The organism is Variovorax paradoxus (assembly GCF_024734665.1).
Classification (GTDB): Bacteria; Pseudomonadota; Gammaproteobacteria; order Burkholderiales; family Burkholderiaceae_C; genus Variovorax.
Genome location: NZ_CP102931.1, coordinates 5,932,708 through 5,953,887, shown reverse-complemented (window position 1 = coordinate 5,953,887; position 21,180 = coordinate 5,932,708). Strand labels below are relative to the sequence as shown.

At 70.1% G+C, this 21,180-nt stretch carries 19 protein-coding genes; 8 read left to right on the top strand and 11 right to left on the bottom strand.

Annotation, left to right across the window (positions count from 1 at the left end):
* Positions 1 to 20: 20 nt before the first annotated feature.
* The 4 genes from pgaD to pgaA are packed head-to-tail and all read right to left on the bottom strand — an operon-like array spanning position 21 to position 6,481.
* Positions 21 to 593: a poly-beta-1,6-N-acetyl-D-glucosamine biosynthesis protein PgaD gene (pgaD, locus tag NWF24_RS28060; RefSeq protein ID WP_258351397.1), complete on the bottom strand. Its 573-nt coding sequence runs from the start codon at positions 591 to 593 to the stop codon at positions 21 to 23.
* Entirely contained in the window at positions 583 to 1,860 is a 1,278-nt protein-coding gene (gene pgaC, locus NWF24_RS28055) for a poly-beta-1,6-N-acetyl-D-glucosamine synthase (RefSeq protein WP_258351396.1), read from the bottom strand. Before pgaC ends, pgaD begins: the two co-directional genes overlap by 11 nt.
* Positions 1,857 to 3,899 (bottom strand): poly-beta-1,6-N-acetyl-D-glucosamine N-deacetylase PgaB, encoded by a 2,043-nt coding sequence (pgaB, locus tag NWF24_RS28050; protein WP_258351395.1) that lies wholly within the window; start codon positions 3,897 to 3,899, stop codon positions 1,857 to 1,859. Before pgaB ends, pgaC begins: the two co-directional genes overlap by 4 nt.
* Complete coding sequence (gene pgaA / locus NWF24_RS28045; RefSeq protein WP_258351394.1) at positions 3,899 to 6,481, bottom strand: poly-beta-1,6 N-acetyl-D-glucosamine export porin PgaA; 2,583 nt, start codon at positions 6,479 to 6,481, stop codon at positions 3,899 to 3,901. The genes pgaB and pgaA overlap by 1 nt, the downstream gene beginning before the upstream one ends.
* Positions 6,482 to 6,772: 291 nt before the next feature.
* Between pgaA and NWF24_RS28040 the strand changes: the two genes are divergently transcribed.
* The 8 genes from NWF24_RS28040 (at position 6,773) to NWF24_RS28005 (ending at position 15,732) form a co-directional block, all read left to right on the top strand.
* Positions 6,773 to 7,621, top strand: coding sequence for a creatininase family protein (locus tag NWF24_RS28040; RefSeq protein ID WP_258351393.1), 849 nt, complete (start codon positions 6,773 to 6,775; stop codon positions 7,619 to 7,621).
* An 85-nt stretch (positions 7,622 to 7,706) separates the two neighbouring features.
* Entirely contained in the window at positions 7,707 to 8,366 is a 660-nt protein-coding gene (locus tag NWF24_RS28035; RefSeq protein WP_258351392.1) for a response regulator, read from the top strand.
* On the top strand, positions 8,363 to 9,748 hold the full coding sequence (locus NWF24_RS28030) for a sensor histidine kinase (protein WP_258351391.1): 1,386 nt from the start codon (positions 8,363 to 8,365) through the stop codon (positions 9,746 to 9,748). Before NWF24_RS28035 ends, NWF24_RS28030 begins: the two co-directional genes overlap by 4 nt.
* A 112-nt stretch (positions 9,749 to 9,860) precedes the next feature.
* On the top strand, positions 9,861 to 10,208 hold the full coding sequence (locus tag NWF24_RS28025; RefSeq protein WP_258351390.1) for a DUF4148 domain-containing protein: 348 nt from the start codon (positions 9,861 to 9,863) through the stop codon (positions 10,206 to 10,208).
* A gap of 25 nt (positions 10,209 to 10,233) precedes the next feature.
* Positions 10,234 to 10,878 carry an aldehyde dehydrogenase iron-sulfur subunit PaoA gene (paoA, locus tag NWF24_RS28020; protein ID WP_258351389.1) on the top strand — a complete coding sequence of 215 codons (645 nt, stop codon included), beginning with the start codon at positions 10,234 to 10,236 and terminating at the stop codon, positions 10,876 to 10,878.
* Entirely contained in the window at positions 10,875 to 11,861 is a 987-nt protein-coding gene (locus NWF24_RS28015) for an FAD binding domain-containing protein (RefSeq protein ID WP_258351388.1), read from the top strand. The genes paoA and NWF24_RS28015 overlap by 4 nt, the downstream gene beginning before the upstream one ends.
* A 14-nt stretch (positions 11,862 to 11,875) precedes the next feature.
* On the top strand, positions 11,876 to 14,104 hold the full coding sequence (locus tag NWF24_RS28010; protein WP_258351387.1) for a xanthine dehydrogenase family protein molybdopterin-binding subunit: 2,229 nt from the start codon (positions 11,876 to 11,878) through the stop codon (positions 14,102 to 14,104).
* 11 nt (positions 14,105 to 14,115) lie between these two features.
* On the top strand, positions 14,116 to 15,732 hold the full coding sequence (locus NWF24_RS28005; protein ID WP_258351386.1) for a phospholipase D family protein: 1,617 nt from the start codon (positions 14,116 to 14,118) through the stop codon (positions 15,730 to 15,732).
* Here NWF24_RS28005 and NWF24_RS28000 read toward each other — a convergent pair.
* From NWF24_RS28000 to NWF24_RS27970, 7 genes are read right to left on the bottom strand one after another with little or no spacing between them, the layout of a single operon-like run.
* A complete protein-coding gene (locus tag NWF24_RS28000) occupies positions 15,693 to 16,715 on the bottom strand; it encodes a threonine dehydratase (RefSeq protein ID WP_258351385.1) in 1,023 nt (340 codons plus the stop codon). The two genes, NWF24_RS28005 and NWF24_RS28000, sit on opposite strands and share 40 nt — an antisense overlap.
* Positions 16,716 to 16,724: 9 nt before the next feature.
* Complete coding sequence (locus NWF24_RS27995) at positions 16,725 to 17,357, bottom strand: LysE family translocator (RefSeq protein WP_258351384.1); 633 nt, start codon at positions 17,355 to 17,357, stop codon at positions 16,725 to 16,727.
* A gap of 8 nt (positions 17,358 to 17,365) precedes the next feature.
* Complete coding sequence (locus NWF24_RS27990; RefSeq protein ID WP_258351383.1) at positions 17,366 to 18,058, bottom strand: VOC family protein; 693 nt, start codon at positions 18,056 to 18,058, stop codon at positions 17,366 to 17,368.
* A 21-nt stretch (positions 18,059 to 18,079) separates the two neighbouring features.
* Positions 18,080 to 19,003 carry a PhzF family phenazine biosynthesis protein gene (locus tag NWF24_RS27985; protein ID WP_258351382.1) on the bottom strand — a complete coding sequence of 308 codons (924 nt, stop codon included), beginning with the start codon at positions 19,001 to 19,003 and terminating at the stop codon, positions 18,080 to 18,082.
* Positions 19,004 to 19,008: 5 nt separating this feature from the next.
* Positions 19,009 to 19,650 carry a glutathione S-transferase family protein gene (locus NWF24_RS27980; protein ID WP_258351381.1) on the bottom strand — a complete coding sequence of 214 codons (642 nt, stop codon included), beginning with the start codon at positions 19,648 to 19,650 and terminating at the stop codon, positions 19,009 to 19,011.
* Between the two features lie 35 nt (positions 19,651 to 19,685).
* A complete protein-coding gene (locus tag NWF24_RS27975) occupies positions 19,686 to 20,522 on the bottom strand; it encodes a PhzF family phenazine biosynthesis protein (protein WP_258351380.1) in 837 nt (278 codons plus the stop codon).
* A 12-nt stretch (positions 20,523 to 20,534) separates the two neighbouring features.
* Positions 20,535 to 21,173 carry a LysE family translocator gene (locus NWF24_RS27970; protein WP_258351379.1) on the bottom strand — a complete coding sequence of 213 codons (639 nt, stop codon included), beginning with the start codon at positions 21,171 to 21,173 and terminating at the stop codon, positions 20,535 to 20,537.
* Positions 21,174 to 21,180: the final 7 nt, after the last annotated feature.

Sequence of the window (21,180 nt, the reverse complement as noted above, 5' to 3'; positions counted from 1 at the left end):
GCACGGACGCGGCTGTACCCTCAGCGCCGCGCGGCCGCGCGCTGCAGCGGCTCGGGCTCCAGCATGCCCGGCGTGGTGTCGGTGGCGTCGCGCAGGTGGCCGTTGTTGTCGTGGTGCACCAGCAGCTGCCGCGTGCGCTGCCAGGCCGACAGCCGCGCGGGCGGCACCTCGATGTACGAAGCCAGCGCGAACAGCGACGACTGCTCCTGCTCCGGCGGGGCCTCGCGCCGGTGCTGACGGCGGCGCCACGGCGCCATCATCAGCATCGACACCAGGATCACGCCGATCACCACCGCATACAGGCCCAGCAGGTGCAGCACCTCGGGCTGCGAGCGCGCGCCAAGCACATAGGGCCACGCATACCAGACCGCGCAGAACCAGATGGCGATGGTGATGGCCGGTCGCAGCACGCGCAGCCACAGGTACATGGCCAGCGTGCGTTGCGGCGAGCGGCCGCTGCCGAACGCGCGCAGCGAGATGCGCGCGGCATCGATGATCGGCTCGTCCACCGCGGGCTGCCCCCAGGAGCGCTGGCGGCTCGGCGGCGGTTTGTCGTCGTGCGGGCGGCTGTGGGCATGGGTCTCAAGGTGCATCGGAAACTCCTCGGTCAGGGCTCGTCCACACCGCGCGCTTGCCGCGGCGGCGTATCAGGGCGTTGGGAAGGGCGACGACGGTGCTCGCCATCGTGATGGTCCAGAAAGCGATCGGATACCAGATCGTTCCAGCGAAATAGCGCATCAGGTCGCGGTCGTAGCGGCGGTCGATCCACAGGCTCAGCAGCATCTGCAGGATGCAGGTCATGGCCAGCAGCGTGCCCTGCCAGTGCGGCAGCAATGCCGAATGCCACGACGAGTCGGCCGGCAGGAACGGCCGCACCAGGCTGACGAGCAGCACCCCGGCCATCGCATAGGCCCAGACCACGCTCGTCATGTACTCGAAGTAGATGAGCCACATGCGCCAGTGGCGCGGCCGCAGGATCTTCGAGGTGTAGCGCAGCATGGTCTGGATGCCGCCGACGGCCCAGCGCAGGCGCTGCTTCCAGAGACCGCGCAAGGTCTCGGGCATCAGAATCCAGCACAGCGCGCGCGGCTCGAAGCGCAGCTGCCAGCCGCCGAGCTGGAGCTTCCAGCTCATGTCGATGTCCTCGGTGAGCACGTCGGGGCTCCAGAAGCCCACTTCCAGCACGGCGCGGCGGCGGAACATGGCAATCACGCCCGACACCGTGAACAGCGTGCCCACCAGCTGCTGCGATCGCTTGATGAGCCCGATGATCGAAGAGAACTCGCCCACCTGCATGCGCCCCAGCAGCGTGGTGCGGGTGCGGATGCGCGGGTTGCCCGTGACCGCGCCGATGCGCTCCGACGCCAGCATCGGCTGCAGCATCCACGCAATGGCGTCCTCGTCGATCAGCGCGTCGCCGTCGATGCCCAGGATGTATTCGCCGCGCGCGAGCTGGCAGGCGGTGTTGAGCCCGACGGCCTTGCCCTGGTTGCTGGCGTTGTGGATCACGCGCAGGCGGCCGTACTCCTTCGTCATCTCGTCGAGCAGCTCGCCGGTGCCGTCGGTGCTGCCGTCGTTCACGGCGATGACCTCGTAGTGCGGGTAGCGCGTGCGCATCAGCTGCTCGATCACCTCGCGCAGGTGCGGCACTTCGTTGAAGCAGGGCACCACCACCGTGACCAGCGGGTGCGAGGGCAGCAGGGTGAGCGGGTTCACGTCGACATCGCGCTTGCGCTCGAACACCCATGCATGCGAGAGGCCGCCCGCCATCCACACATAGGCCATGAAGAACGGGTAGTAGAAGACGAAGCCGAACAGCAGCGTGGGCAGCGTCTGCGCGAGAAACTGTGTGGTGGTCATGGCGACCGTTCTCCTGGCGTGGCTTGCGCGCGCAATGCACGCGGCAGCAGCGTGCGCACCGAGATCGCGCGGCGCACGGTCTCCAGCGATGGCTGGTTGTCGAGGAAGTCGTCGGGGTAGTAGCCCAGGTGGCGCACGCCGGCGCGCTGCAGCAGCGTCCACTGGCGCGCGAGCTCCGCGTCGGGCACGGGCTTGCCGGTGCGCCAGTCGCGCGCCTGCAGCTCGAACACCGTGCCGTCGAGGCCGCGCGGCGTGTCGGCGGCGCGACGTGCGAGCCGGCCCAGCCACGCGTGCGCATCGGTCTCGCGTTCCATGCGCGGCATCGCCATCAGCGCGACGTAGTCGTAGGCGGCGAGCGAGGCTTCGTAGTTCTGCGCGAACCACTGCTCGGCCTGCGGCTCCAGCACCGGGCGCGCGTAGAGGTTGCGCGCAGTTTCCAGTGCGGGCCGCCAGGCTCCCACGCGCGCGGCGAGTTCCTGCGTGAAGGCGATCAGGTAGCGGGTCTTGGCGGTGGTCCAGCGCGCCATCAGCTCGGGGTTCGCTCGGATCGCGGCCACGTCGGGCGGCAGGCCCCACTGTGCATAGGTGGCCAGCGCGGCGGGGCTCGCGTCCTCGTCGTCCGACAAGGTCGCGTCGTCGTGGAACAGCAGGCCTTCGAAGAAGGCGTGGCTGCCCAGGTCTTCGTAGATGTCGCCGACCAGCGTGCGCACTGCGGGGTCGAAGGGCGTGAGCCGGTGGTAGCGATCGGCCGGCATCGCGCCGCCTTGCGCCGTCACCGTGTGCGCGGCGAGCGGGTTCGAGGCCGGCAGCCGGAAAGCCGTTACCGGCATCCACGCGTAGACCTTCACGCCGGTGCGGCTGCGCAGTTGCCAGGCGGCGCGGCCGAACAGGTCGGCGCGCATCGGCAGGTGGCGGTTGGGAAAGTACAGCGCGTCAGCCACGCCGTCGCCGTCGGGGTCGGCATAGGCCTGCAGGAACACCGCGCGCGGGCGCACGGCGGCAACGCGGTCGATCAGCGCCGAGAGATTGCGCTCCTGCTGGGCCGGGTCGGGGTCGTACACGTAGTCGAGGTCGACGTGCATCACGCGGTTGATGGGCCGCACCTCGCCGCCCACGGGGCTGCGAAGCAGCTGCGCGTATTCGGGCGCCTCGTTGTCGTAGGCCGCGAGCGCGCGTCGGATGCGCGTGAGCGGCAAGGCGGGCGTGTTCGAGCCGTCGTCGAGCGTGAATGTGATGGGCATGCCCGCGCGCGCGGAGGCTTTCAGCGCTGCGTCGTTGTAGGCGCCGTAGGGCCACACCATGGAGCGCACCTTCGCGCCGGTGCGCTTCTCGATGAGCTCGCGGCTGCGGCGCAGGTCGGTCTCGATGCGCCGCGCGTAGGCGGCGTCGTCCTCGTAGCGGCCGGTCTTCGGGTCGTAGCGGTGCGTTGCGGCGGCCGGCAGCATGTTGCCTTGCGGGTTGGCGAGGATGCCGGTGTGCATCGCGTCGCTGTGGCTCGCGAACTCGACGAGGCCTGAGCGCGCCATCTCGGCGGCTTCGCTCCACAGCAGGAAGTCTTCGCGCGGCGCGGGCTTGTCGCCCCAGTGCACCTGCTGGCCTTGGGGCACTTCGAGCCAGCTCGTCACCAGCGCCATCAGCGCGGGGTAGTTGTAGCGCTTGAGCAGCGGAAACACCTTGGTGTAGGCACTGCGGTAGCCGTCGTCGAAGGTCAGCAGCACGGGTTTGGGTGGCAGCGGCTTGCCGCCGGCGCGCGCGTCGACGATCTGCTGCAGGCTCACCGGGTGGTAGCCGTTGTATTGCAGCCAGGCGAACACTTCGGCGAAGGTGCGCTCGTCCACGGCAGTCTCGTCGGGTGAGGTCTCGAAGCTCGCACGCACGTTGGTGCGCACGTCGTGGAAGGAGATCACGCGAAAGCTCAGGCCGTCGTCGGGGTCGGCGCTCGGCAGCGGCTGTGCGAGGGCCGGCAGGCAGAGCGCCAGCAGCAGCCATGGCAGGGCTGCGCGCAGGAAGGTGAAAGGGTTCTTCGTCGTTCTTCGCATCACGGCAGGGGCGTCGAGAGGTTCAGGAAGACGCCGCGCTGTCGTTCGCGCACGCCGTCGTAGGGATGGCCGGAAATGCTCAGGCCGTAGCGCAGCGCGAGCTTCGGCCCGAGGTTCCAGCGATGCTCGTAGCGCAGGTTCCACATCGGTCCGCTGCCGAAGCCGGCCTGCCGGTAGCTGCCTGCGCCGAGCTCCACGGCCTGGAAGAACTGGCGGTCGTCGCTCTTCCAGTTGAGCCATTGCGCGCGTACGCTGAGTTGCACGCTGCTGTCGCTCGAGGGGTTGAAGTAGGGCGTGGTGTCGATGGCGCGGCCGCGGCTCGCGTCGGCAGCGAGCTTCGTCTCGAGCTGGAAGCGCGGCGTGCTGATCCAGCGTTCGCTCCAGCCGATGTCGAAGCCGTTGCGCAGGTTGCCGTCGCTGAAGTCAAGTTGCTGCCATTTCAGGTCGAAGCGGCGCGACTCGTTCACCACGTAGCCCACGCTCGCGCCGGCTTCGCGCGCGCCGATGCCGGCCACGCGCGCCTTCCATGGCAGCTCCTTGCTGTCGCCGTCGTAGGTGGCCGACAGCCGCCATGCGTCGCCCGCGCGGTAGTCGAGCCGGCCGGCCACGCTGCTGCGGTAGGGGCCGCTGTTGGCATGCTGCAGCGCGCCTTCGGCCAGCCAGCGGCCGCGCTGCCAGCCCAGGCCGAGGCCGCCGCGCGCCCAGTTCGCGTTGCCGATGTCGGTGACGCCGCGGCCCAGCGACTGGTCGTAGAACACGCGCCACTGGTCGTCGATGAGGCCGGAGCTGAGCCGACTGTCGATGCGCCATTCGCGGCTGGCGATGGCCGCGCCGCCGGAGGAGGCTTCGGCGTCCACGTCGAGCCGCGGGCCGATCTGGGCGCGGCGCTTGCGCTCCATGTCGCGCACTTGCACCGAGTCCGGCAGGTCGGCCGCGAGCGATTCGGCGCGCTGGCGGGCTTCGGCGAATTCGCCGGCATCGAGCAGGGCCTCGACATGGCCGGTGCGCGCGCCGATGTCGTAGGGCGAGTCGGCCGCCAGCGCCTCGAAGCGCGCGAGCGCGGCTTCAGGGTGTTCGCGCAGGCGCTCGGTGAGGGCCGCGCCGTAGGCATAGCCCGGGTTGAGCGGCGCTTCGCGCGTCAGCACCGAGAAGCTTTGCTGCGCGAGTGCCGGCCGATCGGTGTAGAGCTGCGTCAGGCCGCGCAGGCCGCTCACGTCGGTGTACTCGCCGTTGGGGCGGCCGGCTTCGGGCGTGAGGCGCAGCAGGGCGGGCGTGCCGTGCTCCAGCCGCTGCAGCAGCGCCTCGGCGTCCTCGAAGCGGCCGGTGTCCTGGTAGGCGTAGAGCAGGCCGAAGTAGAGCGGGTCGGGCGTCGGCAGGTCGGCGCCGCCGCGTGCCACGGCCGCCTCGTAGATCGGCACGGCTTCGGCGGAGCGGCGTTCCTGCGCGAAGGCGCGTGCCGCGGCCCCGAGACCGTAGAAGGGCAGCTCCATGCCAGTGGCACGCGCCGTGTCGTAGAGCGCGATGGCGTCGGCCGGGCGGCCGCTTTCGACCAGCGCCAGCAGGCGGTCGGACAGCAGGCGCACGCGCACGGTGCGCCATGCATCGGCATCGCTGGCGTCAGCTTGCAGGGCCGCGGCATCGGCCCGCGCCATCGCGGTCTCCTGGTCGGCGAGCACGCGGTCGAGCGCGACGAGGCGCTCCGCGCCCAGTCGCTGGTCGCGCGCCTGGATCGCCCAGCGCAGCCGCTGTGCCAACGCCTCCTGCTGCAGTGTCGAGAGCGCCAGCGGCGAGAAGCTGCCCGGCGCGGTGCGCTCCGCCGCCTCGGCGTCTTCGAAGGCGCTCGATGCGGCACCGGCGCTCGCGAGCAGGAAGTCGGCCTCGCGGCGGATGTCGCGGCGTTCGGGCCGCAGCGCGCCAGCCTTGGTGTAGGCAGCGAGCGCCTGCAGCGGGTCTTTCGCGGCGCGCGCCAGGGCGGCACGCAGCTCCAGCAGCGCGACGCGGTCTTCGATCTGCATGGGCGCCGGCTGCGACAGCGCGCGGTACAGCGCCTGCGCGCCCGTGACGTCGCCGCTGTCGATGCGCCACCAGGCTTCGTGCAGGCGCGGCTCGCGCGCCGCGGGTTGCCGGGCGCGCCATAGGGCTACGGCCTCGCCCTGCAGGGCCAGGTCATGGGTGCGCCGTGCGGCCAGCGCGAGCGGGCCCAGGGCGTAGTCGCTCAGCTTCGACGGTGCGAGCTGGTGGCCCAGCGCCACGGCTTCGGCGAACTGGCCATCGGCGGCGGCGATCGCGATGGCATCGGAAGCCACGCGCCGGCGGGCGTCGTCGCCGATGGGTGCCGCGAGCCAGGCCTTCAATTGCTGGAGCGCCTGGGCCGCGGTAACTCGGCCTTCGCGCTGCGCGACGATCAGCGCATCGTGCTGCCGGACGTCGTAGGTCGTGGCGGCGATAGCGGCAGACGGCTGCGCCAGCACTGCGGGCGTGACGAGGGCCAGTGCGCAGGCTGCTAGAGGTGGAAATCCTTGTGATGCATATGCAAGGTGATGAGACAACGAGCAGGCGAGCGCAGCTTTGCGCCCGGCCATGACCGTGCCTCCAGCTTTTTTCTGGATGAACACTCTGCTCCCTTGAATTCGGACTGCGGTTTCCGGCGACCGAAGCCGCAGCGAAAACCGGGCTGCCGGCGTATGTGACAGGCCGGCAACCTTAAAAACTCACTTGGGAATCACTCTAGAGAGGATCATTAACAATGGCAAACCAAAGTGTCACGAACTGGTTGTATGTGTGAACAGATTCGCGTTTTTGGCATCCCCGTCGTTTACTTTTGTGGTCCGGAAGCCATCGATGCCGGCTTGCGACCGGCCTAAGATCGCACGATGAACGCTGTTACCCAGGCCTCTTCGCCTTTGCCTTCGCTACTTCCCCGCTTCTGGTCCCGCCTCACCACGCGCGACTTCGCGTCGCTCGATGCGGCGACCACCGTCGCGGTGCTGCCGTTGGGAGCGACCGAGCAGCACGGGCCGCACCTGCCGCTGGGCGTCGATACAGTGCTGGCAGACGGCATCGTCGCCGCCTCGCTGCCCCTGTTACCGGCCGAACTGCCAGTGCTGTTCCTGCCGACCCAGCAGATTGGCCTGAGCCCCGAGCACGCGCGCTTCGCGGGCACGCTCACGCTGTCGGCCGAGACCTTGATCCGCCTGTGGAACGAGATTGGCGCGGGCGTGGCGCGCGCGGGCGTGAAGAAGCTGGTGCTGTTCAATGCGCACGGCGGCCATGTGGGCGCGATGGACATCGTGGCGCGCGAGCTGCGCGCGGCGCACGGGCTCATCGTCTACAGCGTGAGCTGGTTCAACCTGCCGCTGGGCGACGCGGGCGAGCAGTTCAGCGCGCAGGAGCACCGCTTCGGCGTGCACGCAGGCGAGATCGAGACTTCGATGATGCTGGCGCTGACGCCGCAACTCGTGCGCATGGGCCAGGCGCAGGACTTCCGCTCGACCTCCGAGCAGCGCGCGGCCGACTACGCCATCCTTGGCAACGGCAAGAGCGCCAAGCTGGGCTGGGCCATGGAGGACTACAACGCCCATGGCGCCGCCGGCAACGCGGCTGCGGCCACGGCAGAGCATGGCCAGGCGGTGATCGATGCGGCAGCGCGGCAACTGGCGCTGCTGCTGGCGGAGGTGTCGCGGCTGCCGCTGGGCACGGCCAACACCGGCCCGCTGCCCTGAGTTGATGGCGCCCCCGCGGCGTTAACGTTGACCTAACGGTTCTGCGCTACCTTCGCGGCGCACCAACCAAACAACGGGAGACGGCGTGCGCGTGCTGCTTGTCGAAGACGACGAAATGATCGGGAAGAGCCTGGTTCGCGGCCTCGAGCGATCGGGCTGGGCGGTGGACTGGGTGCGCGACGGCCTGCTCGCGCGCAGCGCACTGGCCGATGGCGACTACACCTGCGTGCTGCTGGACCTGGGCCTGCCCGGAATGGACGGCATCGAGGTGCTGCGCCACGCGCGCGGCCTGAAGAACGACACGCCCATCCTGATCCTCACCGCGCGCGACGGCCTCGGCCAGCGCGTGGAGGGGCTCGACCTCGGCGCCGACGACTACCTGCTCAAGCCCTTCGAGCTGCCCGAGCTGCTGGCGCGCATGCGCGCGGTGGTGCGCCGCCGCCACGGCGCCTCCAACTCCATCATCGGCAGCGGCAAGGTGCAACTCGACCTCACCACGCGCGAGGTGCTCTACCAGGGCACGCGCGAAACGCTCTCGGCCCGCGAGTTCGCGCTGATGCACGCCATGCTCGAGCGCCCGGGCGCCATCCTGTCGCGCGAGCAGTTGGAGAACCGCATCTACGGATGGGGCGAGGAAGTGATGAGCAACGCGGTCGACGTGATCATCCACAACATGCGGCGCAAGCTCGGTGCCGACACCATCCGCAACGTGCGCGGGCTGGGCTGGCGCGTGGTGGATTCATGAGCACTGCAGCAGGCCGGCCCTGGTACTCGCCGAGTTCGCTGCGCAACAAGCTGCTGATGTGGCTGGTGGTGGTGCATCTTCTTGCTGCGGCTGGCGTCGCGTGGTTCACCTACGCCAGCTACGACAGGCTCATCGTCACCTTCAAGGACGACCAGATGCAGATGCTGGCCGACTCCTACGCCAGCAACGTGGCCGTGCCCGAACTCAGGCCAGCGGACGAACGCAGCATCTTTGGTCGCGGCGCTTTCGTCATCCAGATCTGGAACGGGCGGGGCGAGCTGCTGGTCAGTTCATGGCCCGCGCTGGCCGTGGCCCGCCAGCCGGCGGAGGGGCTGAGCACCGTGCGCATGGGCGCCGGCGACGACGGTGTTTGGCGCATCTATTCCACTGCGCCGGTGGCCGACGCCGACCGCTTCCAGGTGCAGGTGATCCAGAACGGCGGCTTCGTGCGCCGGCTGGTGGCCAAGCGCGCGCTGTCCTCGACGGCGCCCATCGCGCTGCTGCTGCCCCTGTCGCTGGCCGTGCTGTGGCTGGTGGTGTGGGCCTCGTCGCGCAAGCTGCGCAGCGTGGTGCTCGACGTCGCGGCGCAGGACGAGCGCAGCCTCTTGGAGCTGTCGGTGTCGCGCGTGCCCGACGAGATCGCGCCGCTGGTGGAGGCCTTCAACAGCCTGCTCGGGCGGCTGCGCCAGGCCTTTGCCGCGCAGCGCCGATTCGTGCAGGACGCCGCGCACGAGCTGCGCACGCCCATCGCCGCCATCGGCCTGCAGCTGGACAACATGCGCGCCGAAGTGCCGGCCGAGAGCATCGCCGAGCACTACACGCACCTCAAGGGCGGCGTGACGCGTGCCCAGCACCTGATCGAGCAGCTGCTGCGCCTGTCGCGCCAGGAAAGCAGCACCGAGCCCGAGGCGCCAGTGCCGCTCGATGTGGCCTCGGTGCTGCGCGACAGCGTGGCCCAGCTGATGGTCGTGGCCGACCGCCGCCGCATCGACATCGGCTTCGAGGGCGAGACCTCCGCGACGGTGACCGCGCCCCCGGCCGAGCTGCGCAGCGTCTTCGACAACCTGATCGACAACGCGTTGCGCCATTCGCCCGAGGGCGGTGTGGTCGACGTGCGGCTGCACGAGGTGGAAGGGCGGCCGGTGGTCGATGTGCTGGACAACGGGCCGGGCATTCCGCCCGAGCTGATCGACCGCGCCTTCGACCGTTTCTTCCGGGTGCCGGGCAACCCGACCGAAGGCAGCGGCCTGGGCCTTGCCATCGCGCGCATGGCCGCGCTGCGCAACGGCCTGCGCATCGTGCTGGCCAACCGCCATGACGCGCAGGGCCGGCCTGCGGGGCTGCAGGCGCGCGTCCACCTGCGCGATCACAGCGCGGCTTAACGCTCAGGTAACTCTCGCTTAAAGGTCGCATAAAGCGGGCTTCCTACAGTGACTCCAGCCGCGAAAGCGGTCGCGCCGCAAGGCGCCAACCCAGTCTTCAAAAGGAGTTCACATGCGAAAGACCCTCGGCCTCCTGGCCATCCTGACCCTGGCCGGTGCAGCCCATGCAGAAAGCTACGACGGCGTGCACCAGGGCCCCGGCCTGCTCGCGCGCGATGACGTGGCGGCCCAGGCCGTGGCCACGGCCCACGCCCCCGACCAGAACGTGACGCGCGGCTCGCGCGGGCCCGATCCCTTCACCTCCACCGTCTCGCGCGAAGCCATGCGCCAGGTCGCGGTGGCGGCCGCCAATGCGCCCGACCAGAACGTGACCAGCGGCTCGCGCGTCAACAGCGTCGTCATCTCCACGATGCCGCCCGCGCGGTCGGCCGCAAGCGCCGTGAACGACAGCCGACTCTGAAGCAAAAACACCGGGGGAACCCACGATGAATCCCGAAACCCCAGACGGCTACACCCGCCGCACGGTGCTGGTGACCGGCGCGGCCGGTGTGGCGGCTGCCGCGTTGCCGCTGGCGGTGGATGCCGAGCCGGTGACGCATGACGCCGCCGTGCAGGGCCCGACAACGGATGTGAGCTTGCGCATCAACGGCCAACTGCACGCCATCTCCATCGACCCACGCGTCACGCTGCTCGACCTGCTGCGCGAGCAGCTGCACCTCACAGGCTCCAAGAAAGGCTGCGACCACGGCCAGTGCGGCGCCTGCACGGTGCTGGTCAACGGGCGGCGCATCAACAGCTGCCTCACGCTGGCGGTGCTGCACGAGGGCGACGAGGTGACGACCATCGAGGGCCTGGGCGAGCCGAAGAAGCTGCACCCGATGCAGGCTGCCTTCGTCAAGCACGACGGCTACCAGTGCGGCTACTGCACGCCGGGCCAGATCTGTTCGGCGGTAGGCATGCTTGGCGAGATGCGCGGCGGCATGCCGAGCCATGTCACACGGGATCTCGCGGCGCCCACGGTCTTCAGCAGCGAGGAAATGCGCGAGCGCATGAGCGGCAACATCTGTCGCTGCGCGGGCTATCCGAACATCATCGCGGCCATCCGCGAAGTGGCGGGAGCACGGACATGAGAGCCTTCACCTTTGAGCGCGCCGCCACGCCGGCCGCCGCGGCGCTGGCAATGCAGCAGCATCCGGGCGCGCGCTTCATCGCGGGCGGCACCAACCTGCTGGACCTGATGAAGCTCGACATCGAGCAGCCCACGCACCTGATCGACATCAACCGCCTGGGGCTCGACCGCATCGAGGCCCTGCCCGACGGCGGGCTGAAGATCGGCGCGCTGGTGCGCAACAGCGACCTCGCCGCCGATGCGCGCGTGCGGCGCGGCCATCCGCTGCTGTCGCGCGCCTTGCTGTCCGGCGCCAGCGCGCAGTTGCGCAACAAGGCGACCACGGCCGGCAACCTGCTGCAGCGCACGCGCTGCTTCTACTTCTACGACACGACCAAGCCCTGCAACAAGCGCACGCCGGGCAGCGGTTGCGCGGCCATGGAAGGCTTCAACCGCATCCACGCGATCCTCGGCGCGAGCGCGCAGTGCATCTCGGTGCATTCGTCCGACATGGCGGTGGCGCTGCGCGCGCTCGATGCGCAGGTGGAGACCGTGTCGGCCAGCGGTGCCGTGCGCCGCATACCCATTGCCGAGCTGCATCGCCTGCCGGGCAGCACGCCCGAGGTCGAGACCGTGCTGGCACCGGACGAGCTGATCACCGGCGTGACCCTGCCGCCACCGCTGGGCGGCGTGCAGCTCTACCGCAAGGTGCGCGACCGCGCGTCTTATGCCTTCGCGCTGGTCTCGGTCGCGGCCGTGGTGGTGCGCGAGGGCCGCACGGTGACCGCCGCACGCCTGGCCTTCGGCGGCCTGGCCGCGAAGCCGTGGCGCAACGAGGAAGCCGAGCGGCGATTGATCGGCACCGACGGCGGCGCGCAGGCAAGCGATGCGGTTGCCGACCTGCTGCTGGCCGACGCGCGTGGCCACGGGCACAACGATTTCAAGATTCCGCTGTTGCGCCGCACCCTGCACGCCACGCTGGCGCAGGCGATCGCAACCACCTGAAGGGAGCAGGCACCATGCAATTCACCGAAGCCGCAGGGCCGAGCGCCCTGGACCGCGAGCGCGTGCTTGGCCGCCCGCTGGACCGCATCGACGGGCCGCTCAAGGTCAGCGGCCGCGCGCACTACAGCTACGAGTGCCACGACGAAGTACCCGATGCCGCCTACGGCTGGGTCGTGCTCGCCGGCATCGCCAAGGGCCGCATCACGCGCATCGACACCGCCGAGGCGCAGCGCGCGCCGGGCGTGCTGCTGGTCTACACCTACGCGAACGTTCCGCGCATGGTGCCGAAGGGGCGCGCCAACGTGGTGTCGCAGCTTTCAGGGCCCGAAGTGCAGCAGCACGGCCAGGCGGTGGCTTTCGTGGTGGCGCAGACCTTCGAACAGGCGCGCGCGGCCGCGTTCATGATCCGCATCGACTACGAGCGCAGCGCGGGGCGCTTCGATCTTGCGGCCGCGCAGGCGAGCGCCCCCAAGCCCGGCGACGACCCGAGCGCAGGCAGCGAGAGCGCGGCCGACACGGCGGTGGGCGACTTCCAGGGCGCATTCGACGCCGCGCCCGTCACGCTCGATGCGACCTACACCACGCCCGACCAGCATCCCGCGATGATGGAGCCGCAGGCCACCACCGCGCGCTGGGACGGCGACCGCCTCACGCTCTACACATCGCACCAGATGCCGAACTGGGCCGCAGGCGACGTGGCTGCCATGCTGGACGTGCCGGTCGCGCAGGTGCGCGTGGTCTCGGCCTTCGTCGGCGGCGGCTTCGGCTCCAAGCTGCGCACGCATGCGGACGCGGTGCTCTCCGCCTTCGCGGCGCGCGAACTGCGCCGGCCGGTGAAGACGGCGCTGGCGCGCGAGCAACTGCTCAACCACACGACGCGCCGCGCAGCGACCATCCAGCGCGTGCGGCTCGGCGCCACGCCCGACGGCCGGCTCACCGCCATCGGCCACGAGACCTGGACCAGCAACCTGCCGGGCCGCAACTACTACGAGGGCGCATCGCGCCAGACGCGCCTGCTCTACGCCGCCCCCAACCGCATGACGGCGCACCGCCTGGCCGCGCTCGACCTGCCCGAGGCCGCGGCCATGCGCGCACCCGCCACTGCCAGCGGCCAGCTGGCCTTCGAGGTGGCGCTCGACGAACTCGCCGAGAAGCTGCGCATCGACCCGGTGCAGCTGCGCATCCTCAACGACAGCCAGCACGACCCTGAACGCGGGCCATCGCGCCCTTACTCGGGGCGCAAGCTGGTCGAGTGTCTGCGAGAAGGCGCGCAGCGTTTCGGCTGGGCGAAGAGAAGCCCCATGCCGGGGCGGGTGCGCGATGGCCGCTGGCTGGTCGGCATGGGCGTGGCCAGCGCCATCCACCACCACTCGGTGCGGCCGTCGAGCGCGAAGCTGAGCCTCGACGCGCAGGGCCGGCTGTTGATCGAGACGTCGATGACCGACATCGGCACCGGCACCTACACCGTGCTGGCGCAGATCGCGGCCGAGATGACGGGCATTCCGATGGACCGTATCGGCGTGCGGCTCGGCGACACCGCGTTTCCCATGGGCGCGGGCTCGATCGCCTCGATAGGCGCGTCGAGCGCCGGCGCCTCGGTCTTCGATGGCTGCCAGCAGCTGTGCCGCCTGCTCGCCGAGCGTGCCGGCTTCGACGCGCAGAAGGCGCGCTTCGAGCGCGGCCGCATCGCCCTTGGGCGCCGCTCGCACGAGCTCGGCGCGCTGGCCGGCGCGGAAGGCCTCAGCGTGCTCGGCAATGTCGAGCCCGGCGACCTGCACCGCCGCTACGCGCAGGCCGCGTTCGGCGCCCACTTCTGCGAGGTGGGGGTGGACATCGACACCGGCGAGACGCGCGTGCGCCGCATGCTCGGCGTGTTCGCGGCGGGCCGCATCCTCAACATGAAGACCGCGCGCAGCCAGGCCATCGGCGGCATGGTGTTCGGCGTGGGCGCGGCGCTCACGGAAGAGGCAGTGGTCGACGTGCACCACGGCTACTTCGTCAACCACGACATGGCCGAGTACCTGGTGCCGGTGCACGCCGACATTCCGGACATCGACGCCGTGTATCTGCAGGACGCCGACGATCTCGCGAGTCCGATCAAGTCGAAGGGCATCGGCGAGCTGGGCACTTGCGGCTCGGGCGCGGCGGTGGCGAACGCGATCTACAACGCCACCGGCGTGCGCGTGCGGAACTACCCGATCACGCTCGACAAACTGCTGCCCGGGCTGCCGATGCGTGCTTGAATGGCACCGCCATGCCTGCCGCAGTCTCTTTTGTCGCACTGACCCGCAAGCTCCTTCTGGCCGCGGCGGCCTGTGTTGCCCTGTCGCTCGCCGGATGCGCGACGCTTTCCGAGGAAGGGCCGCGCACCGCCAGCACCTCGCTGCCCGTGCAGGGCCCCGCCACGCCGCTCGACCGGATCGCCACCGCGTCGATGGAGGGGGCAGAGCCTGGAGCCAGCGGCTTTCGCCTGATGCTGGGCCTTGCCAGCATGGACACCCGCCTCGTGCTGCTGCGCGGCGCGCAACGCTCGCTCGACCTGCAGTACTACCACCTGCACGACGACGCGACCGGTCGGCTGGTGCTGCGGGAGCTGCGCAACGCGGCCCAGCGCGGCGTGCGCGTGCGGCTGCTCGTGGACGATCTCTACACGGAAGACATCGGGCCGCTGCTCGAGGGCCTGGGCGCCTATCCGAACGTGGAAGTGCGCATCTTCAATCCCTTTCCCACGCGCGGCGGCATGGCCACCCGCTTCGGCCTCGCGCTGTTCGACTTCTCGCGGGTCAACCGCCGCATGCACAACAAGCTGTTCGTGGCGGACGGCATGCTGGCCGTGGCTGGCGGACGCAACCTCGGCGACGTCTATTTCATGCGCGACACCGACGACAACTTCTTCGACTACGACGTGCTGGTGGCCGGCGCCGTGCTGCCGCAGATGGCGAGCATCTTCGACGAGTACTGGAACGCGCCGCAGGTGCGCACCGCGGCGTCAGTGCTGCACCCGTCGGGCGACATAGAAGCCGTGCGCCGGGCCTTCGACGCGCGGGTGGACGGGGCAGACACGCCCGAACCGGTGCCGTTCCGCACTGTCGATCCCTTGGGCCGCGTCACCCTCGGCGACGAGCTGCAGGCGGGCCATGTGAAGCTCGCGTTCGGTCGCGCGCAGGCCTTTGCCGATTCGCCGGCCAAGGCCTGGGGCCAGGCGGAGACGCAGCGCCTGCCGAGCGGCGCGCTCATCGACACCAGCCGCCGCCTGCTGGGCGAGGCGGCGCAGCAGGCGCAGTCCGAGATCATCACCTCGTCGCCGTACTTCGTGCCCGGCCCGGCGGCGCTCGAAGGCATGCGCCGCAACGCGGCGCGGGGCATCCGCCAGACGCTCATAACCAACTCGCTGGCCGCCACCGACGAGCCGGTGGTGCACACCGGCTACCGCCGCTACCGCGCCCGGCTGCTGGGCGACGGCATGCAGATCTACGAGATCCACCCGAACGCGGGCCGCGCGCTGTTCGTCGGCAGCATCGGAGCAGGCACGCAGGTGCGGCTGCACACCAAGGCGCTCGTGATCGACAGGAAGACCCTCTTCCTGGGCTCGGTCAACATGGACCCGCGCTCGGACGCGCTGAACACCGAGTTCGGCCTGCGCATCGATTGCCCCGCGCTGGCCGAGGAAGCGCGCGCCTTCTTCGGCGAACTCATGCAGCACTCGGCCTTCCAGGTGCGCCTCAAGCCGGGCAGCGACAGCGAGCTGGAATGGTGGCGCGTGGACGGCGACCAGCCGGTCAAGGTGACCGACGAGGAGCCCGGCGCCGACCTGGCGACGCGCGCGAAGCTCTACCTGCAGTCGCTCGTGATTCCCGAGTCGATGCTGTAGGGAAGAGGGCGCCAGGACGCGTTGCGCCCGAGCACGCTGGCGAACATGCCGGTGTCGACATTGCCGCCGCTCACGCACACACCCACCGTCTTGCCGTGCCAGCGTTCCTGCTGCTGGAGCGCGGCGGCCAGCGCGGCTGCACCCGCGCCTTCGGCCACGTTGTGCGTGTCGCTGAACAGGATGCGCATGGCCTCGGCGATCTCGTCGTCGGTGACGGTGACCACGTCGTCGGCTTCGCGCAGGATCACCTGGACCGATTCGGGCACCGGGACGCGGCAGGCCATGCCGTCGGCCAGCCGCGTGGTGACGGGCGACTCGACCGGCTTGCCGGCGCGGAAGGAATCGCGATACGCCGTGGCATGCGCCGACACCACGCCGATGAGCTTGGTCGACACGCCGCAATGCGCGCGCGCCGCCGCCGCGGCGGCAAAGCCGGAGCCCAGGCCGATGGGCACGAACAGCACGTCGGGCGGGGTGTCTTTCAACGCGTCGAAGAACTCCACATACGCAGTCGAAACGCCGCGCACCAGTTCGCGATGGAACGAAGGCACCCGGTGCAGGCCGTCGCGCTCGGCCAGCACGGCAGCGTGTTCTGAAGCCGCCTGGAAGTCGTCGCCATGCTCGACCAGCGTGACGCCGAGCGCGCGCATCGCGGCGTTCTTCTCGGTCGAATTGCCGTGCGGCACCACGATGGTCGCGGCCAGCCCGTGGCGCCGCGTGGCGAAGCCGACCGACTGGCCGTGGTTGCCGCGCGTGGCGCTGATGGCGTGGCGCACTCCGGGCTGCTCGCGCGCCAGGGTTTCGAAGTAGGTCAGGCCGCTGCGGATCTTGAAGGCGCCGGCCGGAGTGTGGTTCTCGTGCTTGGCCCACACGGTGGCACCGAGGCGCTGCGAGAGCAACGGCCAGGCGTACTGCGGAGTGGGCGGCATGGCCGCATGCACGGTGCGCCGCGCGGCTTCGATTTCTTCGCGGGTGAACTTCACGGGATGTCCTTACTTGCGTTCGGTGAGTGCCACGCGAACGGCCAGCGCGGCCAGCACGCTGCCCATGATGTAGCGCTGCGCGCGCAGCCAGCCCGCGCTTTGCGACAGCACGGCCGTGATGCTGGCGGCGCCGACGATCATCACCGTGTTGACCACGGCGCTGGTTGCCATCTGCGCGATGCCCAGCTGCAGGCTCTGCAGCAGCACCGAGCCGCGCTCTGGGTGAATGAACTGCGGAAAGAATGAGAGATAGAACATCGCCACCTTCGGGTTCAGCAGGTTCGTGAGAAAGCCCATGCGGAACAGCTTGCCCGGCGGGTCGGCCGGCAGTGCGCGCGCCTCGAAAGGTGCATTGCCTCCAGGCCTGACCGCCTGCCATGCGAGCCACAGCAGGTAGGCCGCGCCAGCGATGCGGATCGCGTCGAAGGCCAGCGGCACGGCCAGCAGCAGCGCGGTGAGCCCGAGCGCCGCGGCGAACAGGTGCGCCAGAAACGCCAGCAGCACGCCGCCCAGCGAGATGAGCCCGGCGCGTCGGCCCTGCACCAGCGTGCGCGAGACGCAATAGATCATGTTCGGCCCCGGCGTGAGCGCCAGCAGCAGCGAGGCGAGGGCGAACCAGGCGATTTCAGTGAGGCTCAGCATGATCGGGGTCAGAGTCCTTGCGATTCGAGCGTGACGGGGCCGCGCGGCGTGTCGAGCACGGCGATGAGATTGGGCGGGCCGGCATCGACCTCCATGCCGGTCATGCCGATGGCCGACAGCGCGGCGGCCAGCGTGGGCGCGCGCGGATGCACGGCGCGCAGCGCGCGCATGGCGAGGCCCGACTTCGGCATGGCGTCGGTCGGGTGCACGGGGCCCCACTGGATCAGCGTGGGCAGTGCGCCGTAGAACAGCCGCTGGCCGTCGTCGCGCACGGTGATCTGCCATTCGAGCCGGCCGGCGGGCGTGTCGCGCGAGGCTTCGAGCAGCTGGCCGCGATCGATGTGCGCATGCTCTTCGCGTGCGAGCGCGCGTATTGCGGCATGCGCGTCGGGCACGCGGGCGACGAAGTGAATCAGCTTCGGGCCATGCTGTGCGAGCCCGGCCTGCAGCGCGGCGTCGTCGAGGTCGAACCAGCGGTGCGTCTTGGGGCGCGAGGGCTGCTTGCCCGGCTCGATCGCGATGATTTCCGCGTAGGCCGCCGGAAAGGCGTCGCTCGCGATGTTCAGCAGGCGGTTGTGAGTGCCCATCAGCGGATGCGAGCCGCCCGGGGCCGGCGTGACGCCGAGCGTTGCCTCGCACCAGGCCACGCCCTCGGCGAGCGAGGCGGCGGCAATCACGAGGTGGTCGAGCTGCGCGTGCATGGCGGGCCTGGGGCGTTGTGCTTACAGCGTGACCTGGCCGTCGACGCAGGTCACGGCATCGCCGCCGACCCAGATCTTTCCTTCGGCATCGCGCTCGATGTAGACGCGGCCCGCGCGCCCCAGGCATTGGCCCTGCGCGGCAAGGTAGCGCTCGGGCATGTGGCCGTCGGCGATCAGCCATTCGGCCAGGCTCGCGTTGAGGCTGCCGGTGACCGGGTCTTCCTGCACGCCGATGGGCTCGGCGAAGGCGCGCACTTCGAGGTCGATCTTCGCGCCGTCTTCGTTCGGGGTCGCGGGCCGGTTGCCGAAGGCGCGCGCCTCGCGGTTCGAGCGGCCGATGAGCAGCGAGGTGTCGTGCGCCGCGGGCACGCCCGCCACGCCGGCCTTCACGCCCAGCTCCTTCAGGGCGCGGTGGTCGGGCTGCAGCGCCAGCACGGCGTCGGCGTCGTTCACCAGCAGGCCGAACCAGACCGGACCGTTGTCGAGCACCTGCGCCGCGATGACCTGCTGCGCTTTCAGGCCCAGCGCGCCGGCGACCTTGGCCAGCAGCGCGGGGCTCGGGGCGCTGCGCTTCAGGGGCGGCGCGGCGAATGCCAGGCGCTCGCCGTCGCGGCGCAGCGGCACGAGGCCGGCACCGCATTGCTGCACCACCAGGCCCGCAACCTTGGGCTTGCCGCCGGCCTGCAGCCAGGCATGGCAGCTGCCGATGGTCGGGTGGCCGGCAAAGGGCAGCTCGCCGCCGGGCGTGAAGATGCGCACGCGGTAGTCGGCGGCCGGATCGGTGGGCGGCAGCAGGAAGGTGGTTTCGGACAGGTTGGTCCACTGCGCAAAGCGCTGCATGGCGGCGTCGTCGAGGTCCTGGCCATCGATCACCACCGCGAGCGGGTTGCCGTAGTAGGCGGTGGCGGTGAAGACGTCGACTTGCTTGAAGGGGCGGGATTTCATCGGATTCATTCGAGGGGGAGGTCGAGCACGCCGCGCGTGCCCAGGCGGGAAAGCAGTTCTGAATACCAGCGTTCGACGTTCGGCCAGTTCGGCCTGCGGTATTCGGCAGCCGGCAGGTTGAACCAGCGGTGCGCCTCGCAGCCAACGGGAATGTCGGCCATGGTGAAGCGCTGGCCGGCCATGTACGGCTGGCTCGCAAGATGCGCGTCGAGCATCGAGAACAGCGCTTCGCTGTCGCGGACGGACGCCTCGATGAGCGCGCTCTGGCGCTCCGACGGCGGCGTGCGCACCCACTGGATGAAGGCATCGCGGCTCGTGCGGTTGAGCGTGGTCTGCTGCCAGTCCATCCAGCGCTCGGCGTCGAAGCGCGCGGGCAGCTCGCTCGGGTAGAAGTTGCCGTGCGAATGCCTGGCGCAGAGGTAGCGCACGATCACGTTCGACTCCCAGAGCGTCACGCGCTCGGCGCCTTCGCCGTCGTCGATGGTGGGCACCATCGCATTCGGATTGAGCGCGAGGTATTCGGGCGTCTGCACCACGCCGAACTTGCCGCCGGCCTCGGTGCGCTGGAAGTCGAGCCCGAGCTCCTGCGCGCACCACACCACCTTGCGGACGTTGATCGAACTGATGCGGCCCCAGATGTTGAGCATGGTTTGGTTCTTTCTTTCCTTGGTTCTTCGGCGACTCAGGCCCGCATGATGCGCGCGGTGCCCGACACGCGGATAGAGCTGCCTGGCGTGGGCGAAATGTCGGCATGCAGGCGTGACAGCATGCCCATGTCTTCGCCCTGCACCACGTCGATGGCGCCGCCGTGTGGCCAGTCGATGTCGCGCAGGTAGCCGGCCAGCGCGGCCGTGGCGGCGCCGGTGGCGGGGTCTTCGTACACGCCGCCGGACGCGAAAGGATTGCGCGTGTGCAGCAGCTGCGCGGTCTCGGCAAAGACCAGCACGATGGTCGTGAGTCCGGCGCGGGCCATCAGGGCACGGCCGACCTCCAGCTCGTAGTGCATCGCCGACAGCGCCGCGCGGCTTTTCAGGGCCAGCACCAGATGGTCGGCACCCGCATGGGCGACGGCCGGCGGGATGCGCGAATCCAGGTCTTGCCGCGCGTAGCCGAACAGGGCCAGCGCCTCGGACAGCAGCTCGGGCGACGCAGCGGCGCTGCGCGTGGGCGGCGACTGCAGCGCGGCCTCGACCAAGCCGCCGCTGCGCCGGCCTTCCACGGTGATCTGCGCATTGTTGAGCGTCAGCGGGAATACGCCGTCGCCTTGCTGCATTGCCAGCGCGGCACCCAGCGCGATCGTTGCGTGGCCGCAGAAGGGCACTTCGGACTGCGGGGCGAAGTAGCGCACGCGCCAGCCGCCGTCATCGGCGCGGGCGGCAAACGCGGTTTCCGAAAAGCCGACTTCGGCGGCAACGCGCTGCATCTGCCCCGCGGGCGGCAGCGCATCGGCGATGACGACGCCGGCGGGGTTGCCGCCCGTCTCGCCATCCGAGAAGGCCGCGATTTTCAGAACGTTCATAGAAAACCTTCTTCAGCGAGGTGAAGGACGATCGAGGAAGAGCAGGCGCACGGCCAGCCCCAGCATCACGGCGGCCAGCAGGCCGCTCTGGAAGCGCGCCGCGCCGGGCCGGTTGTGCAGCCAGCGGCCGACCTGGCCGCTGCATGCGCCCAGCAGCGTGTTGAAGGCCAGCGCGGCCATCGACAGCACCACGCCGAGCTGCACCAGCTGCAGCGGCACGCTGCCGCACGAGGGGTCGACGAACTGCGGCAGGAACACCATGAAGAACAGCAGCGCCTTCGGATTGACGAGGTTGTTCAGCAGCGCCATGCGCACGATGCGGCCAAAGCCGGCGGGCTGCGCCTGCGCACTGATGCGAAGTCCGCCACCGTTGCGCAGCGCCTGCGCAGCGAGCCAGATCAGGTACAGCGCGCCCGCATAGCGCAGCACATCGAACGAGGGCGGCCACGCAGCCACCAGCGCGGTGACGCCGGTGGCCGCGAACAGCGTGTGCACCAGGTCTGCCGCCGAGATGCCGATGGCCGCCGCAAAACCGCCGCGCGGGCCGTGGGCCACGCCGTGCGAGAGCACGAAAGCCATGTTCGGGCCGGGCGACAGGAACAGCGCCAGAACCGCGAGCAGGAAGAGCGACAGCGTTGCGAGGCCGATCAAGGGAAGG

Coding starts and splice junctions, on each gene's coding strand:
- pgaD (WP_258351397.1), bottom strand. CDS start 593: ATGCACCTTGAGACCCATGCCCACAGCCGCCCGCACGACGACAAACCG.
- pgaC (WP_258351396.1), bottom strand. CDS start 1,860: ATGACCACCACACAGTTTCTCGCGCAGACGCTGCCCACGCTGCTGTTC.
- pgaB (WP_258351395.1), bottom strand. CDS start 3,899: ATGCGAAGAACGACGAAGAACCCTTTCACCTTCCTGCGCGCAGCCCTG.
- pgaA (WP_258351394.1), bottom strand. CDS start 6,481: ATGGCCGGGCGCAAAGCTGCGCTCGCCTGCTCGTTGTCTCATCACCTT.
- NWF24_RS28040 (WP_258351393.1), top strand. CDS start 6,773: ATGAACGCTGTTACCCAGGCCTCTTCGCCTTTGCCTTCGCTACTTCCC.
- NWF24_RS28030 (WP_258351391.1), top strand. CDS start 8,363: ATGAGCACTGCAGCAGGCCGGCCCTGGTACTCGCCGAGTTCGCTGCGC.
- NWF24_RS28025 (WP_258351390.1), top strand. CDS start 9,861: ATGCGAAAGACCCTCGGCCTCCTGGCCATCCTGACCCTGGCCGGTGCA.
- paoA (WP_258351389.1), top strand. CDS start 10,234: ATGAATCCCGAAACCCCAGACGGCTACACCCGCCGCACGGTGCTGGTG.
- NWF24_RS28015 (WP_258351388.1), top strand. CDS start 10,875: ATGAGAGCCTTCACCTTTGAGCGCGCCGCCACGCCGGCCGCCGCGGCG.
- NWF24_RS28010 (WP_258351387.1), top strand. CDS start 11,876: ATGCAATTCACCGAAGCCGCAGGGCCGAGCGCCCTGGACCGCGAGCGC.
- NWF24_RS28005 (WP_258351386.1), top strand. CDS start 14,116: ATGCCTGCCGCAGTCTCTTTTGTCGCACTGACCCGCAAGCTCCTTCTG.
- NWF24_RS27995 (WP_258351384.1), bottom strand. CDS start 17,357: ATGCTGAGCCTCACTGAAATCGCCTGGTTCGCCCTCGCCTCGCTGCTG.
- NWF24_RS27990 (WP_258351383.1), bottom strand. CDS start 18,058: ATGCACGCGCAGCTCGACCACCTCGTGATTGCCGCCGCCTCGCTCGCC.
- NWF24_RS27985 (WP_258351382.1), bottom strand. CDS start 19,003: ATGAAATCCCGCCCCTTCAAGCAAGTCGACGTCTTCACCGCCACCGCC.
- NWF24_RS27980 (WP_258351381.1), bottom strand. CDS start 19,650: ATGCTCAACATCTGGGGCCGCATCAGTTCGATCAACGTCCGCAAGGTG.
- NWF24_RS27975 (WP_258351380.1), bottom strand. CDS start 20,522: ATGAACGTTCTGAAAATCGCGGCCTTCTCGGATGGCGAGACGGGCGGC.